10 protein-coding genes and 1 pseudogene are annotated in these 18685 nt (G+C 32.2%); 1 reads left to right on the forward strand and 10 read right to left on the reverse strand.

The features are described from left to right. Positions 1–95: 95 nt before the first annotated feature. From M948_RS43915 to M948_RS28070, 4 genes are all read right to left on the reverse strand, one after another. Positions 96–2219 (reverse strand): CDP-glycerol glycerophosphotransferase family protein, encoded by a 2124-nt coding sequence (locus M948_RS43915; protein WP_021289743.1) that lies wholly within the window; start codon positions 2217–2219, stop codon positions 96–98. Between the two features lie 187 nt (positions 2220–2406). Then, entirely contained in the window at positions 2407–3915 is a 1509-nt protein-coding gene (locus tag M948_RS28060) for a glycosyltransferase (protein ID WP_021289744.1), read from the reverse strand. Positions 3916–4089: 174 nt separating this feature from the next. Next, positions 4090–6219 carry a bifunctional glycosyltransferase/CDP-glycerol:glycerophosphate glycerophosphotransferase gene (locus tag M948_RS28065; RefSeq protein ID WP_021289745.1) on the reverse strand — a complete coding sequence of 710 codons (2130 nt, stop codon included), beginning with the start codon at positions 6217–6219 and terminating at the stop codon, positions 4090–4092. A 171-nt stretch (positions 6220–6390) separates the two neighbouring features. Beyond that, positions 6391–9192 (reverse strand): SH3 domain-containing protein, encoded by a 2802-nt coding sequence (locus tag M948_RS28070; protein ID WP_021289746.1) that lies wholly within the window; start codon positions 9190–9192, stop codon positions 6391–6393. Between the two features lie 564 nt (positions 9193–9756). On the opposite strand from M948_RS28070, the pseudogene M948_RS43590 reads away from it, so the two are divergent. After that, positions 9757–9911: pseudogene (locus M948_RS43590) on the forward strand (IS256 family transposase); the annotation flags it as partial. Positions 9912–10016: 105 nt separating this feature from the next. On the opposite strand, the gene M948_RS42500 reads toward M948_RS43590, so the two are convergent. From M948_RS42500 to M948_RS28095, 6 genes are all read right to left on the reverse strand, one after another. After that, positions 10017–11003 carry a YqiA/YcfP family alpha/beta fold hydrolase gene (locus M948_RS42500; RefSeq protein ID WP_021289747.1) on the reverse strand — a complete coding sequence of 329 codons (987 nt, stop codon included), beginning with the start codon at positions 11001–11003 and terminating at the stop codon, positions 10017–10019. A gap of 98 nt (positions 11004–11101) precedes the next feature. After that, positions 11102–14032 carry an SH3 domain-containing protein gene (locus tag M948_RS43595; protein ID WP_021289748.1) on the reverse strand — a complete coding sequence of 977 codons (2931 nt, stop codon included), beginning with the start codon at positions 14030–14032 and terminating at the stop codon, positions 11102–11104. 94 nt (positions 14033–14126) lie between these two features. Continuing rightward, on the reverse strand, positions 14127–14936 hold the full coding sequence (locus M948_RS28080; protein ID WP_021289749.1) for a hypothetical protein: 810 nt from the start codon (positions 14934–14936) through the stop codon (positions 14127–14129). A gap of 22 nt (positions 14937–14958) precedes the next feature. After that, positions 14959–16593: an ABC transporter ATP-binding protein gene (locus M948_RS28085; RefSeq protein ID WP_021289750.1), complete on the reverse strand. Its 1635-nt coding sequence runs from the start codon at positions 16591–16593 to the stop codon at positions 14959–14961. 14 nt (positions 16594–16607) lie between these two features. Further along, the gene (locus M948_RS28090; RefSeq protein WP_021289751.1) at positions 16608–17411 is read right to left on the reverse strand and encodes an ABC transporter permease; all 804 of its coding nucleotides are present in this window, start codon (positions 17409–17411) and stop codon (positions 16608–16610) included. Next, positions 17408–18685, reverse strand: a complete 1278-nt coding sequence (locus M948_RS28095; RefSeq protein ID WP_021289752.1) for a nucleotide sugar dehydrogenase — start codon at positions 18683–18685, stop codon at positions 17408–17410. Before M948_RS28095 ends, M948_RS28090 begins: the two co-directional genes overlap by 4 nt.

An 18685-nucleotide genomic window follows, 5' to 3' on the forward strand; every position in this document is an offset into this window, starting at 1 on the left:
ATATACTGTCTACTTTTTACGTTATTAAATTATACAAGTAATAATTATAAAACACAATGAAAAATCAGGCCTGCAATAAAGGCCTGATTTTTGAGCTATTGTTGAAAGACATCTTCTACCACTCTTTTACTCGCTTGGCCATCCTCTAGATAACAGAACCTGTTATAAAATTCCTCTGTGATTGTTGAAGGGATAAAACCATTTTCCTTTATTGCTAATACTTCGTTAATAATTTCTTCTGTAGTTTTCACTAAAGGTCCCGGTGCTTTTTGTTCGAAATCAAAGTAAAAACCTCTTAAATTATCCCGATAATCTTCTATATCGTACACATAAAAAAGCATTGGCCTCTTCAAATTAGCATAGTCAAAAAACACAGAAGAATAGTCTGTAATTAATAAATCAGCAATTAAATAAAGTTCTCTAATATCTTCATGATGGGAAAAATCATAGACAAAACCTTCATACCCTGTCAAATCTAAATTTTCAGCTACCAAATAATGAAGCCTTAATACAATAATATATTCATCACCAAGTTGTTCATTCATTCGGTCTAAGTCCATTTGTAAATCAAACTTATACTTCCCTTTTGAGTAGAACTGGTTATCTCTCCATGTAGGGGCGTACAATATTATTTTTTTATCTAAAGGTAAGTTTGCTACTTTTTTTATGTTATTTACACTCTCTTGGTTATTCGAATTGATTAAAAAATCGTTTCTCGGGTATCCCGATTCAATAACATTTTTTTCAAACTGAAATGCTCGTTTAAAAATTACCGTTGAGTAAGCATTTGGAGAAACTAAAAAATCCCATTTGCTTGCTTCTTTGATGAAATTTTCCTTATATTTTGTTGTGTTCGTACCAGGCATATGAACTTCATCCATATCCGCAGCTAACCGTTTTAAAGGGGTTCCATGCCACGTTTGTAAATATTTCGTATGTTTTGGTTTTGGAATCCATAAAGGCAAACGACTATTAGAAACCCAATATTCCGCTCTTGCCATTAATAATAGCCACTTTATCGAAAATCTTCTGACTGCTTGTACATCCCTGTCATTAAAGACCTGTTCATGTCGCCTATCCATGCTCCAGTACATATCATAATTCATATTATTTGCTGCCATATATTCATATATTGCTCTTGGGCTATCACTAAATTGTTTGCCATGGAAGCTTTCAAAGATAATTGTGTTTTTCTTTCTTGGCAATTTTGAGATCAATGAAAAAGCCTTTTTATATATTACCCGTAGTTTTCTACTTCTTCTTATTTTGACCCATTTCTTTTTCATATTTCGAATCACTTCATTCTTCAAATTATACTTTGATACCTGAACTGATAAATATTTTGACTTCTTTGTAGGCTTTACAACAATTTTGACTTTTTGGTTTTGCAAATTAATAATTTGCCTCGTAGCTCTATTTTCAAGATGATTAACCCGTATTCTAGTACTTTTCACTTCATAATTCTGACCTTTATATTTATAGTCCATTACCAAATAAAATTTTAAATATAGTTTATTGTCTATTTCATTTATAAAATCCTTTAAATTACATTGGCCTTTGATACCAGTATTCGATATATTTGAATTGCCTTCGTATTGTTCGACTAAATCTTCTCTTTTAAACCGCTCTATAGGTAATTCGATGTCTTCTTCATCCAGATTACTTGTCATTACTAACTTAAGGTTCGTAATTTGAACTTCATTTGTTTTATAATACGGCGGAAAATTAAAGTATCCTGAAAAAGAAAATGTATCATTGACTAAATTAACTGTTTCAAACTTTGAATATAAAATAAAATCATTTATCCTAAATGATATTTTCCCATTTCGAGTAGTGTAAGGATAGAACATTTTCTTTTCTTCTTCTAGTACTGTAGTTAAAAAACGAATATTTTCATAATTACTCTTTACTCTAGTTTGCTTGATATCTTCTTCATCGTTTTTGCGAACAAAGTATAGATCCCAAATACTATTCTCAAAAAAGGTTTGTCGATAGTCATTAAAAGGGATGGTACATTCAAATATGACAAACTCTTGCACCGCTTCCAATTTAGAAAAATTCAATCGTAATTGTTTATTATTATAACGTTCTTCTAGTATAAAGTAATATTCTTCTACCTCTTGTAGCAGACGATCTTTAATCGCTATTGTGAAATTATAGATATTATCATGAAGCGTAAAGTTAATAATTTGGTTATTTTTCATATTATCCAAAACCATGTTACAAGTAAGGCTCCTCTCTGTGGCTGACTAACAATATTATATGGGGAAAATTTTTTATTAGCAAATATCTTTTTGTTCTAGTATGTACAATGTATACTACAAAGCTAAGTAGCCCACATAAGGATGCGGACTACTTAGCTGCAACGTAACTGGATTACAATAAATTAGTAGGTTCTTAATTTAATTATTGATATAATTCAAGCCAATTCCTTCTATATTTTTCCTCACTAAATCTTTCATTTACATCCAATGCATTTGAAGACAATTCACTACGAAAATCCTCATCTTGCATTACTTTAATTATTTTTTGTGCAAGTTCTTCTCTATTACCTTCTTCAACTAGAGACCCGTTCGTCCCGTTTGTAATTATATCGCTTGGTCCATATTTAATCTTATATGCAATTACCGGAGTTCCAACTGCCATACTTTCTGTTATCACCATCGCAAATCCTTCTTGCCTTGAAGTTAAAATGGAACAGGCTGCTTCTTTGTATGCTTGTTGTGGGCTGCTTGTAAAAGGTTTTAAATAGACATTATTCTGTAATCCAAGCTTGTTAATTAACGTTTGTAATTGATCTTTCATTTCACCATATCCATAGATATAGTATTTGGCTTCAGGTACCTTTTCTATCACATACTTAAAAGCATGGATAGCTTCATCAAGGCGTTTATCCTCATGATATCTGGCTAAGGTTACTGCAAGCTTTGCGTCTTGTGGAACTGTACTTTTTAATATATTTTCATCTTTTATATATGTTGAATGAGGAATAACTGTAAAGTTTTCCTGTTTACCATATACAGATTCTACGTCTTGTTTTTGCTCATTTGTTAAAAATACTACTTTATCAAGATATTTGGCATTTTCAAAAAGAAAATGACTGCCTGGTTTGATGTTATTTATATTACTGTAAGGCTTACTCAAATGACTTGTGTGCAATACTTCTATTTTCTTTATATTCTCATGTTCAACATTCACTAATAATTTCGTAAACCTTCTCAGTTCACTAGATACTACAGGATATTCATAATTATTTAAGATAGTATTCAACCATCCTAAATGACAATCGTAGATGGAAGAATATTCTCTTGGATTATCAAAAAAAGTTACTACCCTTCCCTCTTTTTGAGTTTTCGGATTTACATGTACACTTAAAAAGCATTCCTCTTTATTATCAAAGTACTGGTCATATCGAGGTTTATTGTTAACATTATCCATATATCTCGTTCTTACTAAGAGACCATCTCCATTGAATTCTTCCCGCCGTTTTCTTTTCCCGCTTTCATCCATATAATCAATAAACTTCAAGGAACCATTTGGATTAAACCTTTTATATTTAACATATAAACCATCTTTATAATACCGGTATGATGGCTCTGTCTTTTTATCCTCTACCGGAAAATGTAAAAAGCCCTTTTCTTCTACTTTTTGATCTTGCCTTTTCTTTTTTCTAGTACTTTTATTAGGTTTTAAGTCTTCAAAGAAGTTATATACCGTAACTTTTTTATTTAAAATCTTTTGTTTATAGAGCTGCTGAATAATTTGGTTATGATTTTGCTGATAAAGAAAAGTTATTATAATAACTTCTTTGTGATGTTCAGCAAGAAGATTAGCACGTTTTATGGAAGCTTTCGTTACGCCACCTCGTTGAACATCTAAAGAACTAACAATAATAACTGGTGTAATTTTTTTCAATTTAAGTTCCCCTTTTCCCATTTAAATAACAAAGCTTTAAACGAAGGAATTTATACTGCTTTTTTACTCTAGCTAGTTATTCACTTGTGAAATATTCATTTTACTATATATATTATTTTTAATAAACTATTACCCATAATATAAATAAAACAAAACTAGGAAATTATTAACTATTTATTCATTGTCCACAAAAATCGTTTTAACTGTATTTTCTGCCGCGCTCCCATTATCCCAAACACAATACTTATTATAAAATGCTTCATATTTATCTTGATAATTCGCATGGACCTGTTTAATCTGATTAATTGCATTTATCACTTCATCGGTAGTTAATAGCAGCGGACCTGGAACTTCTTCTTCCATGTCAAAATAAAAACCTCTTAGCTGATCACGATACTTTTCAATATCATAGGTGTAAAACAAAATTGGTCTCTTTAAATGTGCATAATCAAAAAATACGGAAGAATAGTCAGTTATTAATATATCGGAAACTAAATAAAGTTCAGCAATATCATCATATAAACTAAAATCAATTACGAAATCTTTATATTCTGATACATCAAGTTGATTTGCTATATGATAATGTGTGCGCAATAATATAATATAATCCGATGCTAATTTAACTTGCATTTTATCTAATTCTAACTTTAAAGTGAATTTATAATTGCCTCTAGAAAAAAACTCATCGTCCCTCCAAGTTGGAGCATATAAGATTACCTTCTTATTAATAGGGAGTCCAAGCCTTTCTTTTATTTCCTTAATCGCATCATAACTATTTCTTTGATACAAAATATCATTTCTTGGATACCCATATTCAAGCATTTGCTTATCATATTTAAAAGCACTTCTAAAGATTTTAGAAGAATATCGGTTTGGCGAATTTAAATAATCCCACCGACGAGATTGTATATAAAAATTGCTTTTATAGTTCGGATCTGCAGAATATATATCTTTAATATCAAATACCAATGTCTTTAACGGCGTGCCATGCCACGTTTGTAAGTATATATTGCCGTCTCTTTTATTTAAATATTTTGGTAATCTAGAATTACTTACCCAATACTTGGATTTTGCTAAATAATAAAAATAACGTAAGCTGAATCTTTTAACTTGAATCGGATCCCCTGGTATATCCTTCTTTTCAAGTACACTCCATACATATTTATATCTCATCTTATTATGTAGCATATATTCATATATATATTTTGGGTTGTCTGAATAAGCTTTTCCTAAGAAGCTCTCGAAAAAAACGAAATCTTTCTTCATTTTTGTTTTCATAAACACTTTACGATATAAAAAGGTATAAAATTTCTTCTTTGTTTTAACCGCACTTTTCAACTCTCTCAAAAATTGATGCTGGACATTAATTCTTTTATATTGTTTTATCGTTCCATTTATTAACGCATTCGCTTCTCTTTTTAAGACAGTACTATGTTCGTTAACTAAATCGTGGTTCAGTCTGATAAACGTCTTATGCAGCGAGTTATAGAAGTTATCGATACTACGATATTCTTTAAAATACGTAACAATATTCTTTCTATAAAAGTTTAAAAACTGTTTATCTATATAAGTGTTCAATGCCTCATCATTACTACTATCTTTTAGCTTATTGTATATATGTATATAGTCTTTTATCTTATAATAATCGTCACTTTGATTCAAAGAGGGATTTGATATGGGATCATTTCTTTTTCTTTTAAAATAAATGGCTTCTTTTAAATAAGGAACTACTTCACATTTATTAAAGGCAGGGACAATAAAACCTAAGTCAGAATATAAGTTTACTTGCTCAGAAAATTTCAATTGCTCTTTTAAAATAAAATCCCTTCTAATCAATGTGTTTAAGGCTGATTTATTATTTAGTAAATTATATTTATTATCGGTATAATGGCTCAATTTTGAAAGCCCTTCCAAAATTACGGCAAGACTATTCGCAAATGTTGTTTTCTTTATCTTGCCACGAATTATACAATAGTCTTGAATGTTATTTATTAACATTTCTAGTGTTTTTTCGGGTAAGTAATCATCACTATCTAAAAAATAGACAAATTCCCCATTTGCGTTTTTAATTCCATGGTTGCGTGCAAAACCTGCTCCTTTTGATTTGCTTAAATGATAGACTTTAATACTATCATTTAAATGGGCCAGCTGATTTAATTTATCTGTACATTTTTGCGCGCTACCGTCGTTAACAATTAATATTTCAACATTTTGATAAGTTTGATGCAAAATAGATTCGATACATTTTTCTAAATAATCTTCGCTATTGTACACAGGTACAATTACCGATATTAACCCTTTCACTATTTCACCCCATTTTTTCGCATAATTCAATTAAATTATATAACTTATTTTGTTTTACTACAACATTTGACATTCAAACTAAATCCTGTAATAAAAAACGAACCCTTTAAAGAAAAATTACGCATTCTTTTAGGGTTCATTTTTTCTATGAATATATTAACTTATTTTCTATTAAGAAGAATAGGATGGAATGTCTAAATAAACATTAGTTATTCCTAAGTCTTGATATAAGTTGTACATTGTATATACTTGTTTTGTTGCCCATCCAATATCCGTAGCGTATTGATGCGAAGGACTTCCGTCTTCCATTGAATCTGGGTTCCAACGCATTTTATATAACGTATTTTGGCCAGCTTTCACGTAGTTATTACCTATAAACTTGGCTCCACCAATTATAGCTGATTCTGGTGTAAACCAACCTTCTCTATACGCTCTAAATGCGCCACCTTCACGAGCATTATTATCTGTTGCACCAATTCCATACATATTATAAGTTGTTTTTATTTGGGTTAATTCTTTTCTATTGTTTGAGGTAACCAATACTAAATTTCCCTGTTTATTTTTTCCTACCTCAATGCCTGTGGCCAAATCCGATTGACCATTCCCTGTTTCTAATAAGGCATGAGATAATAGATATATATCACTAACGCCATATATCCTACTTGCATCAATGAATGATTGACCTTTTCCTTGGAGTACTCCCTTCCCTTCTAAATAATTATTTAAAAGGTTTACCGTAGCATCACTTGTTCTTGAAAGATCTAAAAATTGAAATCTAAGAACATCATTATCTATAAAGTTATCAGGATTAAGGTAATATCGTACATCCTCTGCACTAGCGTCTACCCAGCCTGCACCATTAAATTCAATTTGGTACCAGCCACCAACTTCGCTTAGCACTTCAACTGTAGTTCCATAGGTAAGAGAACCAACTATTTTCTTAGAAGTACCTGGACCTGATCTTACATTTAAAACATCTGCAATCACTTCGTTACTACTATTAATATATTGGGCTGATACATACGCATATGGATTATCTGTCTGTGGAGGTGTTGATAAGGCCATTTGCATTTCTACAGCCTCCGCTAATGTTAAATCATAATTTGAGTACCGGATACTGTCACTTACAACATAAGATTCATGGAGCCAAATGGTTTTGCCGTTCAGTTCGCCGCGGTACCATGTATTGCTTCCTACTTTTTCTGTCAAGTTTACTTGGAATTTCTGACCTTGATATGGGGACATATCTTCATATACTAGATTCTTGCTTCCTCCCCATGCCGTATTATACGCACTGCCTGTCCCTTTAAAGTATAATGTTTTGGCTTTTCTATCTACACCCTTATGACTGTGCGTGGATAGGTCGGATGCTTTTACCCAGCCTACGACACCCTCGGTTGAGCTTGGCTTCTTGCTTATTAAATAATATGTCTTCCCTTGATAACTTGTCTGCGCTTTAATATAGTAAACCGCATGGGTATATACAGATCCTGCCTCTTTGGATGTCATGAAATCCTCACTATAGATCTGTACTTGACTGTTTCGAATATGTCCTAATTTACTTGTAGCTGTCTTATTTATGCTAGGTGGTTCTATTACATAGGAAGAATGCAGCCAAATGGTTTTGCCGTTCAGTTCGCCACGGTACCATGTATTGCTTCCTACTTTTTCTGTCAAGTTTACTTGGAATTTCTGACCTTGGTATGGGGACATATCTTCATATACTAGATTCTTTCTTCCTCCCCATGCCGTATTATACGCATTGCCTGTCCCTTTAAAGTATAATGTTTTTGCTTTTCTATCTACACCCTTATGACTGTGCGTGGATAGGTCGGATGCTTTTACCCAGCCTACGACACCCTCGGTTGAGCTTGGCTCTTTACTTATTAAATAATAGATTTCATTTTCTACTTCTGCCTGCAATTTAATATAGTAAACTGCGTTTGTATATACAGATCCTGCCTCTTTGGATGTCATGAAATCCTCACTATAGATCTGTACTTGACTGTTTCGAATATGTCCTAATTTACTTGTAGCTGTCTTCTTTATACTAGAGGGTTCTATTACATAGGAAGAATGCAGCCAAATGGTTTTGCCGTTTAGTTCGCCGCGGTACCATGTATTGCTTCCTACTTTTTCTGTCAAGTTTACTTGGAATTTCTGACCTTGGTATGGGGACATATCTTCATATACTAGATTCTTGCTTCCTCCCCATGCCGTATTATACGCATTGCCTGTCCCTTTAAAGTATAATGTTTTAGTTTTTCTATCTACACCCTTATGACTGTGCGTGGATAGGTCGGATGCTTTTACCCAGCCTACAACACCCTCGGTTGAGCTTGGCTCTTTACTTATTAAATAATAGATTTCATTTTCTACTTCTGCCTGCAATTTAATATAGTAAACTGCGTTTGTATATGTATTCCCAGCTTTAAAAGCATTTGATTTATCCATATCTGGGTAAATCATTACATTTGAATGTCTAATATGTCCCAATTTGCTAATCCTTGTTTCATTGACCTTTGACATCCTCGATATATTACTTATGGTTTTTGCTTCCTTATCCTTTTGTTGCTCTGCTTGTTCTACTTTTTGCGTTGTTTGTGTTTCTTCAACTTGTTGCTCTGCCTTTTGAGTGTTGTCTCCGTTTGTTTCTTCTGACTCTAATTTAGATTTTTCCTCTGTATTGGTTATGCTATCTTCTTGCCCTTGTTGTATATTACTTTCTTTCTTTTTTTCATCCTTATTCAAATTATTATTATCTTCTTGGCTCCCATTGTTTGTATCCTCAACTATGGTTTCGTTGTTTTCTTGTTCCTCTACTTTTGGTTCAGATTCTATGGAACTTTCCTTACTAGTTACATCTAAAGATTCTTGATTCTTAACACCATCACTAGTAGCCTCCACCAGATAAGATGGATTGATACAGGTCAATAAGATTAGTAAAGATAATAATACTGACAGTTTTTTCATAATAACCTCCTTATTAAACGACTTTTACTTTATATCGGCAAACTTAACAAATTATTAAAGTTAGTAAACGACTTAACAGAATTCAAATGTCTAGACAAAGAGAAATTATATTTACATCCGATTCTTGACTTTTATACTGGGGAAATCTTTGCATTTAAAATAAAAAAGCGTCTAACGTTAGAGCTTATCGTGGAACCTTTGAAGGAAAACAATAGAGATAATAAAGATGTTCGCGACTACCGCACCAATATCATTCTGAACAAGGGTGGTATTACAGCACGACATTAAAGAAAAACAGAGGATTCTAAAGCATGTCACGTAAAGCAACCTGTACAGACAATGCTTCAAAGGAGAAATTCTTTTGAACTTTAAAACAAGAAATGTATTATGAGGAATAATTGGTAAACTTGAAGTATTAAAAAGGAGGATTGAAAAATATATCTACTGGTACAACACCATGTACGATCAAAAGAAAAATTGGCTAGGTTAAGACCAGTCGATTACCGAACACAACCCAGCCAATCAGTTGCATAATAAAAGCACTATCTTTTAAGGTAACCAACATTCCCTAATACGAACGCTCTTTTAAGTGTTGTGTATTTTCGTATAAAAGGATTAGATACAGGGATAGTCCCATAATTCAACAATGGGCGATGGTGATGAACCAACTACTTGTTCATGACCATTTAAAAGCTCATGTCTTAATGCATTTAGAATAATCTATACAATTTATTTGACAATTAAAAAGTACAGGAAAACGTACTTAAACGTAGATTGTCTGTACTTTTTTAAACAAAAAATAAAAATCATTGGTGTATATAATATTAACTAACTTTAATCTTTTTAGTAGTAATTGATGTTTTATGACCTAATTTATTAATTGTAAATGCCTTTATTCTATAAACACCTGGGTTATTAAATGTTACCATAAAATTACGCTCATAAGAATAATTTTTAGTCTTTATTTTTCTGCCGTCACGATACAGATACCAGGCAATTTTATTTTCTTCTGAATTAGTGACTGCCTTTATTGTATGTATCGAATGTAACTTTATTTCCTCACTAAGATCCATGTCAAATTTTAGTGGAGGAAACTCAAATATCTCCATCACTTTTTCCTTCAATATACCAGGATAATATTTAATTACCTCTTGGTGATCATCATAATCACCTAAATCTAATTGATATTCTATATTAAACTCATCTAGCTTACTTAATAGTGGCAGAACATGACTTTTATAATGATACTCTCTCTCTCCTAAGTGTATAAACACATTTGGTTTGTAGGTAGTTTGAGAAATTATATCTGGCATTATATCATTTAAAAACTTCTTATCTTTTACATTATCCGAACCGGACATAAATCTAGCTACGTCTTCTGAATTTGTTTGTTTTAGAATATAGTCCCCTATAAAATACTGTGGTGAAGCCACAATAATATGATCAAACCCATATTTTAATCCATAATATAAAGCAGCATAGCCTCCTTTACTTGAACCACAAGCCATCGTATTTTTTATGTTATATTCTTTAATAATTGCCTGAATTAATTGATATACAGACCTTTCTATAGAAAAATCTCTATTTTCACATAAATAATAAGACGCCCTAGATCCAAAATCATCTAAAATAAACAACTTATTACAGTCAAAATCCTCTAGGGTGTTTATATAATTATAACGAGGCCCTTTTCCAATTGCAGAAAAAGCTGAGAATACAATTATTAATTTATCAGTATTTCTATATGGTTTGTGGAAAAGATATTTAACCTCTTTTTCCCTTTTAAAAATTTTTTCTCCTTTAAACACCATGATCACCCCATGCAAGCTTTGTCCTTATAGGTTCAATTACAAAAGTTATTTATAAAAAGTAGAGGGAAGTTTTGTTTCCTCTACTTTTTAAATGTATGTTAACTATTATAAACTGGAACATCTAAATAAACATTGGTTAAACCTAAATCTTGATAAAGATTATACATTGTATAAACTTGCTTAGAAGCCCAGCCTATATCCGTTGCATATTGATGGTAGAAACCACCATTATCACTCATATATTCCGGATTCCAACGCATTTTGTATAATGTATTTTGTCCAGATTTTACATAATTGTTACCAATGAATGAGGCACCACCAACAATAGCTTTATATGGAGTTGTCCATCCTTCTTCATAAGCTCTTTTAGCTCCACATTCAATTGGGCATTCATCAAATGCACCTACGCCAAACATATTATAAACAGTAACGCCATTGTATTCTACACCACTAGCTAATGTAGAGGTTCCATGACCGGTTTCCAAGATAGCATGTGAAACTAAATATACATCATTAATACCATAGAGAACACCAGCATCGATAAAGGCTTGCCCTTGTCCCGATAATGTTCCTTTACCACTTAAATAATCATTTAATTGACCAGCAGTAGCATCGCTAAGTCTTGCTAAGTCTAGGAACTGGAACTGCTGCCTTTCATCGTCTCTAAAATTGCTTGGATCTAAATAATATAATACATCTTCTTCACTTGCATTCACCCATTGCCCATGAGAAAACTCTATACGATACCAACCATTGACTGATTCCAAAATTGTAACACGTTCTCCATTGGTTAGTTGTCCAACTACATCGTACCTAGTCCCTGTTCCAGCTCTTACGTTTAAAACATCTGCTGTGACTCTATTATTCTCATCAATATACGCTTGCGACACATAAGCATAGTTATTATCTGTTTGAGGCGTAGCATTCATTTGAATCGCTAAAGCCTCATCAAGAGTTAAGTTATAATTTGTTTCTTTAACACCGTATATGTCTACATCGCTTTTACGTACATATCCTACACGGTCAGCAAAAATAACTCGCCACCAGTCACCATAATCAGTTGCTATAGGAAAGATGGTTCCTTTATCAATCTTTCCAAATGGTGATAATGATGATCCAGTGTTGTCATAAACAATCACCTGATCTTTTGCGGTAAATTTATTATCTGAATTCGAAAAGTTTTCATTAAGGTTCTTTATACTACTTCCATTATCTGGAATAGTATCAGTTTTTCTTATGTAACCATAAATGTTACCAAACTGTATTCGATGCCAATTTCCATAATCACTAATTCTTGGATACACTTGGCCTTTTGTTAATTCTCCTACTTTTTTAAGCTTACCATCCCGGTTATCATATACAGCTAGATTTTCTTCGGCTTTAAAGTAGTCTACGTTACTATTAAATTGAGCCTCAACATCACTTTTACGAACATAACCTACACGGTCTGCTAATATAATGCGCCACCAATTTCCATAATCAGATACAACTTTATAAGTTATATCGTTATCTAAAGACCCAAACTGTACGAGACTACCGGAAGTGTTATCATATACCGGCACATCTTTTACTGTTTTAAAACCATAATTCTGATTATTATAATTATGATTTTCGTTCTTAAGTGTGGAACCATTATCTGGGTTAGTACTAGCTTTTCTTACATATCCATATATGTCATTAAATTGTATCTTATGCCAATTTCCATAATCACTAATCCTTGGATACACTTGGCCTTTTGTTAACTCTCCTACTTTTTTAAGCTTACCATCCCGATTATCATATACGGCTAGATTTTCTTCGGCCTTAAAGTAGTCTACGTTACTATTAAATTGAGCCTCAACTTCATTTTTTCGAACATAGCCTACACGATCAGCGAAGATGATTCTCCACCATTTTCCGTAATCAGTTGCGATCGAATAAGAGGAAAAACCTTGGTTAATTACTCCAAATTCTTCAAGGCTACCCGAAGTATTATCATAAACGGAAACATCCTCTAATGCTTTAAAACCATAATGTTGATTTTCATACTTGGTGTTTATATTCTTCAACGAATCTCCTTTATCAGGAATTGTATCTGATTTCCGCACATATCCAGAAATGTTTCCAAATTGAATTTTATGCCAATCTCCATAGTCGCCTTCTATAGGGTAGACTTGGCCTTTAGGCAGTTCACCTACTTTCTTAAGCGGACCACTCCGATTATCATATACGGCTACATTTTTGGTCGTTTTAAAATAGTTTGATGAGGAACCTGTCCATAAATTAGTGTTGTGTCTTGCTATAGATTCATAATTTTGCTTTTTAAGGGTCGTTTCTTTTTTTACCTGATCTTCTTTGTTTTGGTTTGCATCTGGTTCCTTTGATGTATCGTTTTCCGGTCGTGTCTCGCTAATTGTTTTATTTGTGTCTTCTCTTTCTTCTTCACTTGAATTTAAACTCTCTTTTTCCGTAGTACTACTAGTTGATTCTTCTTCCTTAACAGTACTATCATGATCTTCTTTACTTTCAGCATTCGATTCTTTAGTTTGGTCTTCTTCATCGGTCTTACTTTTATCCTCGTCGTAAATTTGTTCGTTATCTTTACTTTCCTCTGAACTTACAGTACCCTCAATATTTTCTTCCTCAGTTTGACCTTCAATTAGACTATCTTCTTGTGTAGAAGCACCCTCTTTTTCTGAGTCTAACGAACGATTTGAATCATTATAAATTTCGTATCCTTTTGGTATGCTGTCAACATCTTTTATTACTTCTACAACTTCTTTTGGTATTGAAACATATGTATTGGAACTATTTAATTTAATCTCGTTATTTTCTTCAATTCCATAAAAATAAGTAGATTCTGGTAAGATAAGACCAGATTTGGATTCAAAGGTTTCAGTAGTTTGATATAACAACTCTTCACTTGTAATTGATATATTATCTGAATTCGATCCTGCTAAAGAATGAATAGGAATAAGTAACAAGGAAAAAAGTACTGCTATAACGGGTGAAAATATGAATCTTTTCTTTTTATTTGATCGTGCTATCATTAAATAAACCCCCTTTTCAAAATAGTAGTTTAATTATAATACTTTTATATCATTAGAACAATATTACAATAAAAAAAACGGTTCTATAGAACTATTATTCATCCAATATTCGCTTTATAAGTCTTATCGTTGTTTTATTATCAAGTGGATTATGTCCTTGTTCTTTATCTGAATAATAATACATTGTGACTTTATTATTGAAAACTCTGTCCTTTAAACTATTAAGACCTTTCAAAAACGGAAAAACATGATTATCCATGTCATGCTTACAAGCCATATTTTGAGCATAAAAAACTTCGGGTACAGATTCTAATCTTTTAAATAACTCAGTAACATTCGATCTATTATTAACAAATCTATTATTTTGATCGTTTCCATAAACGACTTTATGTAAATTGGAAACATGGGATTTATAATAATTTGTTATTACAGTTTGCGGGTTATTTACGAAGGATCTAGAACCTTTAATCATAGCAGAAAGCATTAAGCTCATAAATCCTCCACCTGAACTTCCAAAAAACAAGATATTCTTATTTGATATTCCCACGTTGTTTCTTATTCTTCTAATTATATTGGAAATCTCGCTTAGATAATGGCGATTCTGTGTTCCATAACCCCAACCTAAATTTATGTCCCCCAAATAAAGTGTTGGATCGTTATAAAATATAGTTGAACAATCAAATGTATCCTTCCAACTAAATCGGTTAAAAATAGGCGGCTTCATTTTTTGAGAATCATATGCTCCAGAACCAAAAACGATCATATTATTAGAATCACTTTTAATATTGACTAAGAATTCAAAAGGTACCCCATCTAATAATACTGTTAGATAAGTTGGTGTATTATCTTCAATATTTAGATTATCTAAGTTTTCTACAGTAACTTTGGTATATTCTTCAAACATAGAACTGCTCCTTTAAGTGGATCTATTCATTTCTCATCCGTAGTTCCAATTCTCCTGCTTCAACATTTAAAATGATTTCATATGTATCTGCCATGAAATATATAAGGTTATCATTTTCTGCAATCACTTCTGCTTCTGACTTTACTTCATCTATAAAAGGTAGATTACTATTTATATCCGTTACTATTAGGCTGGTAGCTACACCTTCCTTAAAGATATAACGAAGATGATGTGGTCCAAATTCAAGAACCCGAGTTCCATCTTCATTTACATATTCATTCGACAACCCTTGAAGTGTGTTTTTTACCTGGTCATATTCTGTATTTAAAAATTGCATCAAAAACTCATAAGAATTCGCAAAAGATTGTGGTAATATCGGTAGGAAATCCGCGACTTGATAATTTGATACCGCTGTATCTTCTTCTCTTATAATGATATCTTTCGTACTTACATACGCATCACCGTTCGATAATTCTACTTTATAAGCAGTATTTCCTATTTTTTCACCTATAAATAATTTACTGGCAAATGTAACTTCTGTAGATTCTTGCTTAAGCTCTTTATCTTTATATAAACGTGCTTCTTTTTTATTTACATAGCCGTATTTATTCATCATAATTGTTTCATCGTCTTGATTATTTACATTAGAAACATTTGGTTTTTCATTCGACTGTTGAGACGTGCTGGTACCATTTATTGTTTCTTTCAGTACTTCTAATGGTTCATTAAATAGCATGAGAACCGCACTGGTTAGAAATAGTGCAAACATTATTAATACTTGATATATAGATGATTTTTTACGTTTTTTTGTTCTTTTCGTATTTCTACGTAAGCTAAGTGTTTCAAATTCTCCATGATTTGCATTCTTTTTATCCATCTGCTGGTTCAGCATTTTAGTTCGATACTGTTTCTTTTCGGCGCTCGTTAAGCCATTAAACCATTTAATAAATTTTTTATATTCTGTGGCAACTACTTCTTTGTCGTCAAATCGTTTTATTTCACCGAAGTTTAACCACATAATTCTATCCGATATGGATTGTACTTGTGTAATAGAATGACTAATAAAAAAGATGGTTTTTCCTTGTTTTTTAAATTCAGCGAATTTATCTTGACACTTCTTATAAAAGGTGGAATCACCTACTGATAGTGCTTCATCAATAACTAATATATCAGGCTGAATATGAACAGAGATGGCAAAACCTAGCCTTGATTTCATTCCACTAGAATAGCTTTTAATTGGTTGATCAATAAACTCGCCAATGTCAGCAAATTCGATGATACTAGGAGTTTTTTGCTCAATCTCCTTCTTTTTCATCCCATGCATTAAGCATTTTAATTCAATATTTTCTCGCCCTGTTACAAAGTTATTTAAACCAGCTGATATAGCTACTAAAGATGTTTCGCCATCTATATGAATATCCCCGGATGTAGGAGGTACAACTTGAGCAAGCAAATTAGATAACGTAGATTTCCCTGAACCATTTACGCCTATAATCCCTATCGTTTCTCCTCGATAGACCTCAAATGAAATATCCCACAATGCTGAAAAGCTTTTTTTATCTTTATTTAGTGAGAAAATATCTAATAATTGATCTGATTTCTTTTTAAATAAGTGATATGTTTTAGAAACATTACTAAATTTTACTATTGGCTTCATAGCGAGCCCCCAATTTAGAGATAGTCGACAAATTTATTCTTGAAATTACCATGTAGAATAGACCCTATAAGCAACACTAAAAGTGTAAATGACCAAAAATAAAACATATATCTTATATCCTCAAAAAACCACCCTGTACTTAATAATGAATCCCTAAAACCATTTACGATATATGCAAAAGGATTAAGCTCAATAATAGATTGTAGCTGCTCGGGGAATTCACTAACACTCCACAATATTGGCGTTAAGAAGAACATCATTCTCATTACTGATTGTATCAGTAATTGAAAATCTCTTATCAACACGGAGATCGTAGAGCATAATATCGTTGTTGCATATAATAGAGCTACAATACAAAGTAAATAATATGGAAGTTGCAATATATACATAGACATGTGAATGTCATATAAGAATAAAACAATGCATAAAAGAACTAACATAATTAAAAAATTGAATGTATTACTTATTATCGTAATTGAAGGCAAAATACTAACCGGAAACTTCATCTTTGAAACTAAGTTAACTTTACTGTATACACTATTAGATCCTTGAACAATAGAAGGACTGATAAAAAACCAAGGTATCAGTCCGATTAATAGCCATATAAAAAACGGTATATTCCCCACTGGTTCTCCATTTCTAATACCTACCCCAAAAATAAACCAATATACGGAAACTTGCATAAGTGGGTTTATAATTTGCCATAATACACCTAAATAATGCATTTGATATTTACTTTTGATTTCATAGATTGCAAGGCGTAGTATTAGAGGAAAATAGGTGATTTGATCTCTTAATACTTTGAATACTACAGTCATACGAGTATATTCTCTTTGCTCACAAACTTCGAAAGATTCCCAAAGTTAATATATTGAATATTATCTGACGGATTTCGAACAATATTTTTTGTATCAAGGATTCTTTGGTTACGCATTAGGTTCAATTTGTCCCATTCTAATGATTTGAATTCGTTGTGATCCGTTAATATGACAACTAAATCTGAGTTCATTACTGCTTGTTCTACATTTTCCTCCACAAATGCTGCTTCTACATGTGGATCAAAAGCCCTTACTTCATAATGATTCTCTGTCTTTAGATTTTCATAGATTTCCATTGCTGGACTTTCACGAATATCATCTACATTTCCTTTATAGGCTAGTCCAAATACCGTTACTATTTTTCCTGATACTTGTTCCATCAGTAAGTTTATATTATCAACGACATATTGTGGCATAGAGGTATTAATTTCTCTTGATAAGTTAATTAATTGTGCCGTTTCTGGAGCTTTAGAAACAATAAAATATGGATCAACTGCTAAGCAATGCCCGCCAACACCTGGCCCTGGAGTATGTAAATTTACTCTTGGGTGTTTATTCGCCATTTCAATTACATTTAAAGCATTTATATCTAATTCGGTACACACCTTAGTTAATTCATTTGCAAGGGCAATATTGACATCTCGAAAGGTATTCTCCATTAATTTAGACATTTCTGCAGTTTTTGCATCTGTCTTGATGATTTCACCTTTCACAAATGTACTATAAACCATCGCTCCAGCTTCGGTACATTCAGGTGTCATTCCCCCAACAATACGATTATTGTTAATTAATTCATACATAATCTGGCCAGGCAATACTCGTTCTGGACAATGAACAAGAAATAAATCCTTACCAATCGTAAATCCAGCATCTTCTAAAACTGGTTTGATGTAGTCTTCTGTCGTCCGTGGAGCGATAGTAGATTCGACAATGACAACATTTCCTTTTTGTAAAGAAGGAATAATAGAATGGACTGCACTTAAAACATAGGTTATATCCATTGATTTATATTCGTCTTCCTTATTAGGAGTTGGCACAGAAACGATGAACGCATCGGCTTGTTCTGGCATCAAGGATGCTTTAAAAGTACCTTTTTCAATTACTTCTTCCAACGCTTCTTGGAGACCAGGCTCTTCAATATGTATTCTACCTGAATTAAGCGATTCAATAACATGTTCATTTACGTCCACACCCACAACATCAACATTATGTTTTGCAAACATAATTGATGTCGGCAATCCAATATACCCTAATCCAATTGTATTTATCTTCAT

Origin of the sequence: Virgibacillus sp. CM-4 (genome assembly GCF_000445495.1) — a bacterium.
Lineage (GTDB): Bacteria > Bacillota > Bacilli > Bacillales > Amphibacillaceae > Virgibacillus > Virgibacillus salexigens.

Excerpts from the sequence above, each read along its gene's own strand:
- M948_RS28095 (WP_021289752.1), bottom strand. The coding sequence starts at position 18,685 with ATGAAGATAAATACAATTGGATTAGGGTATATTGGATTGCCGACATCA.
- M948_RS28090 (WP_021289751.1), bottom strand. The coding sequence starts at position 17,411 with ATGACTGTAGTATTCAAAGTATTAAGAGATCAAATCACCTATTTTCCT.
- M948_RS28080 (WP_021289749.1), bottom strand. The coding sequence starts at position 14,936 with ATGTTTGAAGAATATACCAAAGTTACTGTAGAAAACTTAGATAATCTA.
- M948_RS42500 (WP_021289747.1), bottom strand. The coding sequence starts at position 11,003 with ATGGTGTTTAAAGGAGAAAAAATTTTTAAAAGGGAAAAAGAGGTTAAA.
- M948_RS28085 (WP_021289750.1), bottom strand. The coding sequence starts at position 16,593 with ATGAAGCCAATAGTAAAATTTAGTAATGTTTCTAAAACATATCACTTA.
- M948_RS43915 (WP_021289743.1), bottom strand. The coding sequence starts at position 2,219 with ATGGTTTTGGATAATATGAAAAATAACCAAATTATTAACTTTACGCTT.
- M948_RS28070 (WP_021289746.1), bottom strand. The coding sequence starts at position 9,192 with ATGAAAAAACTGTCAGTATTATTATCTTTACTAATCTTATTGACCTGT.
- M948_RS43595 (WP_021289748.1), bottom strand. The coding sequence starts at position 14,032 with ATGATAGCACGATCAAATAAAAAGAAAAGATTCATATTTTCACCCGTT.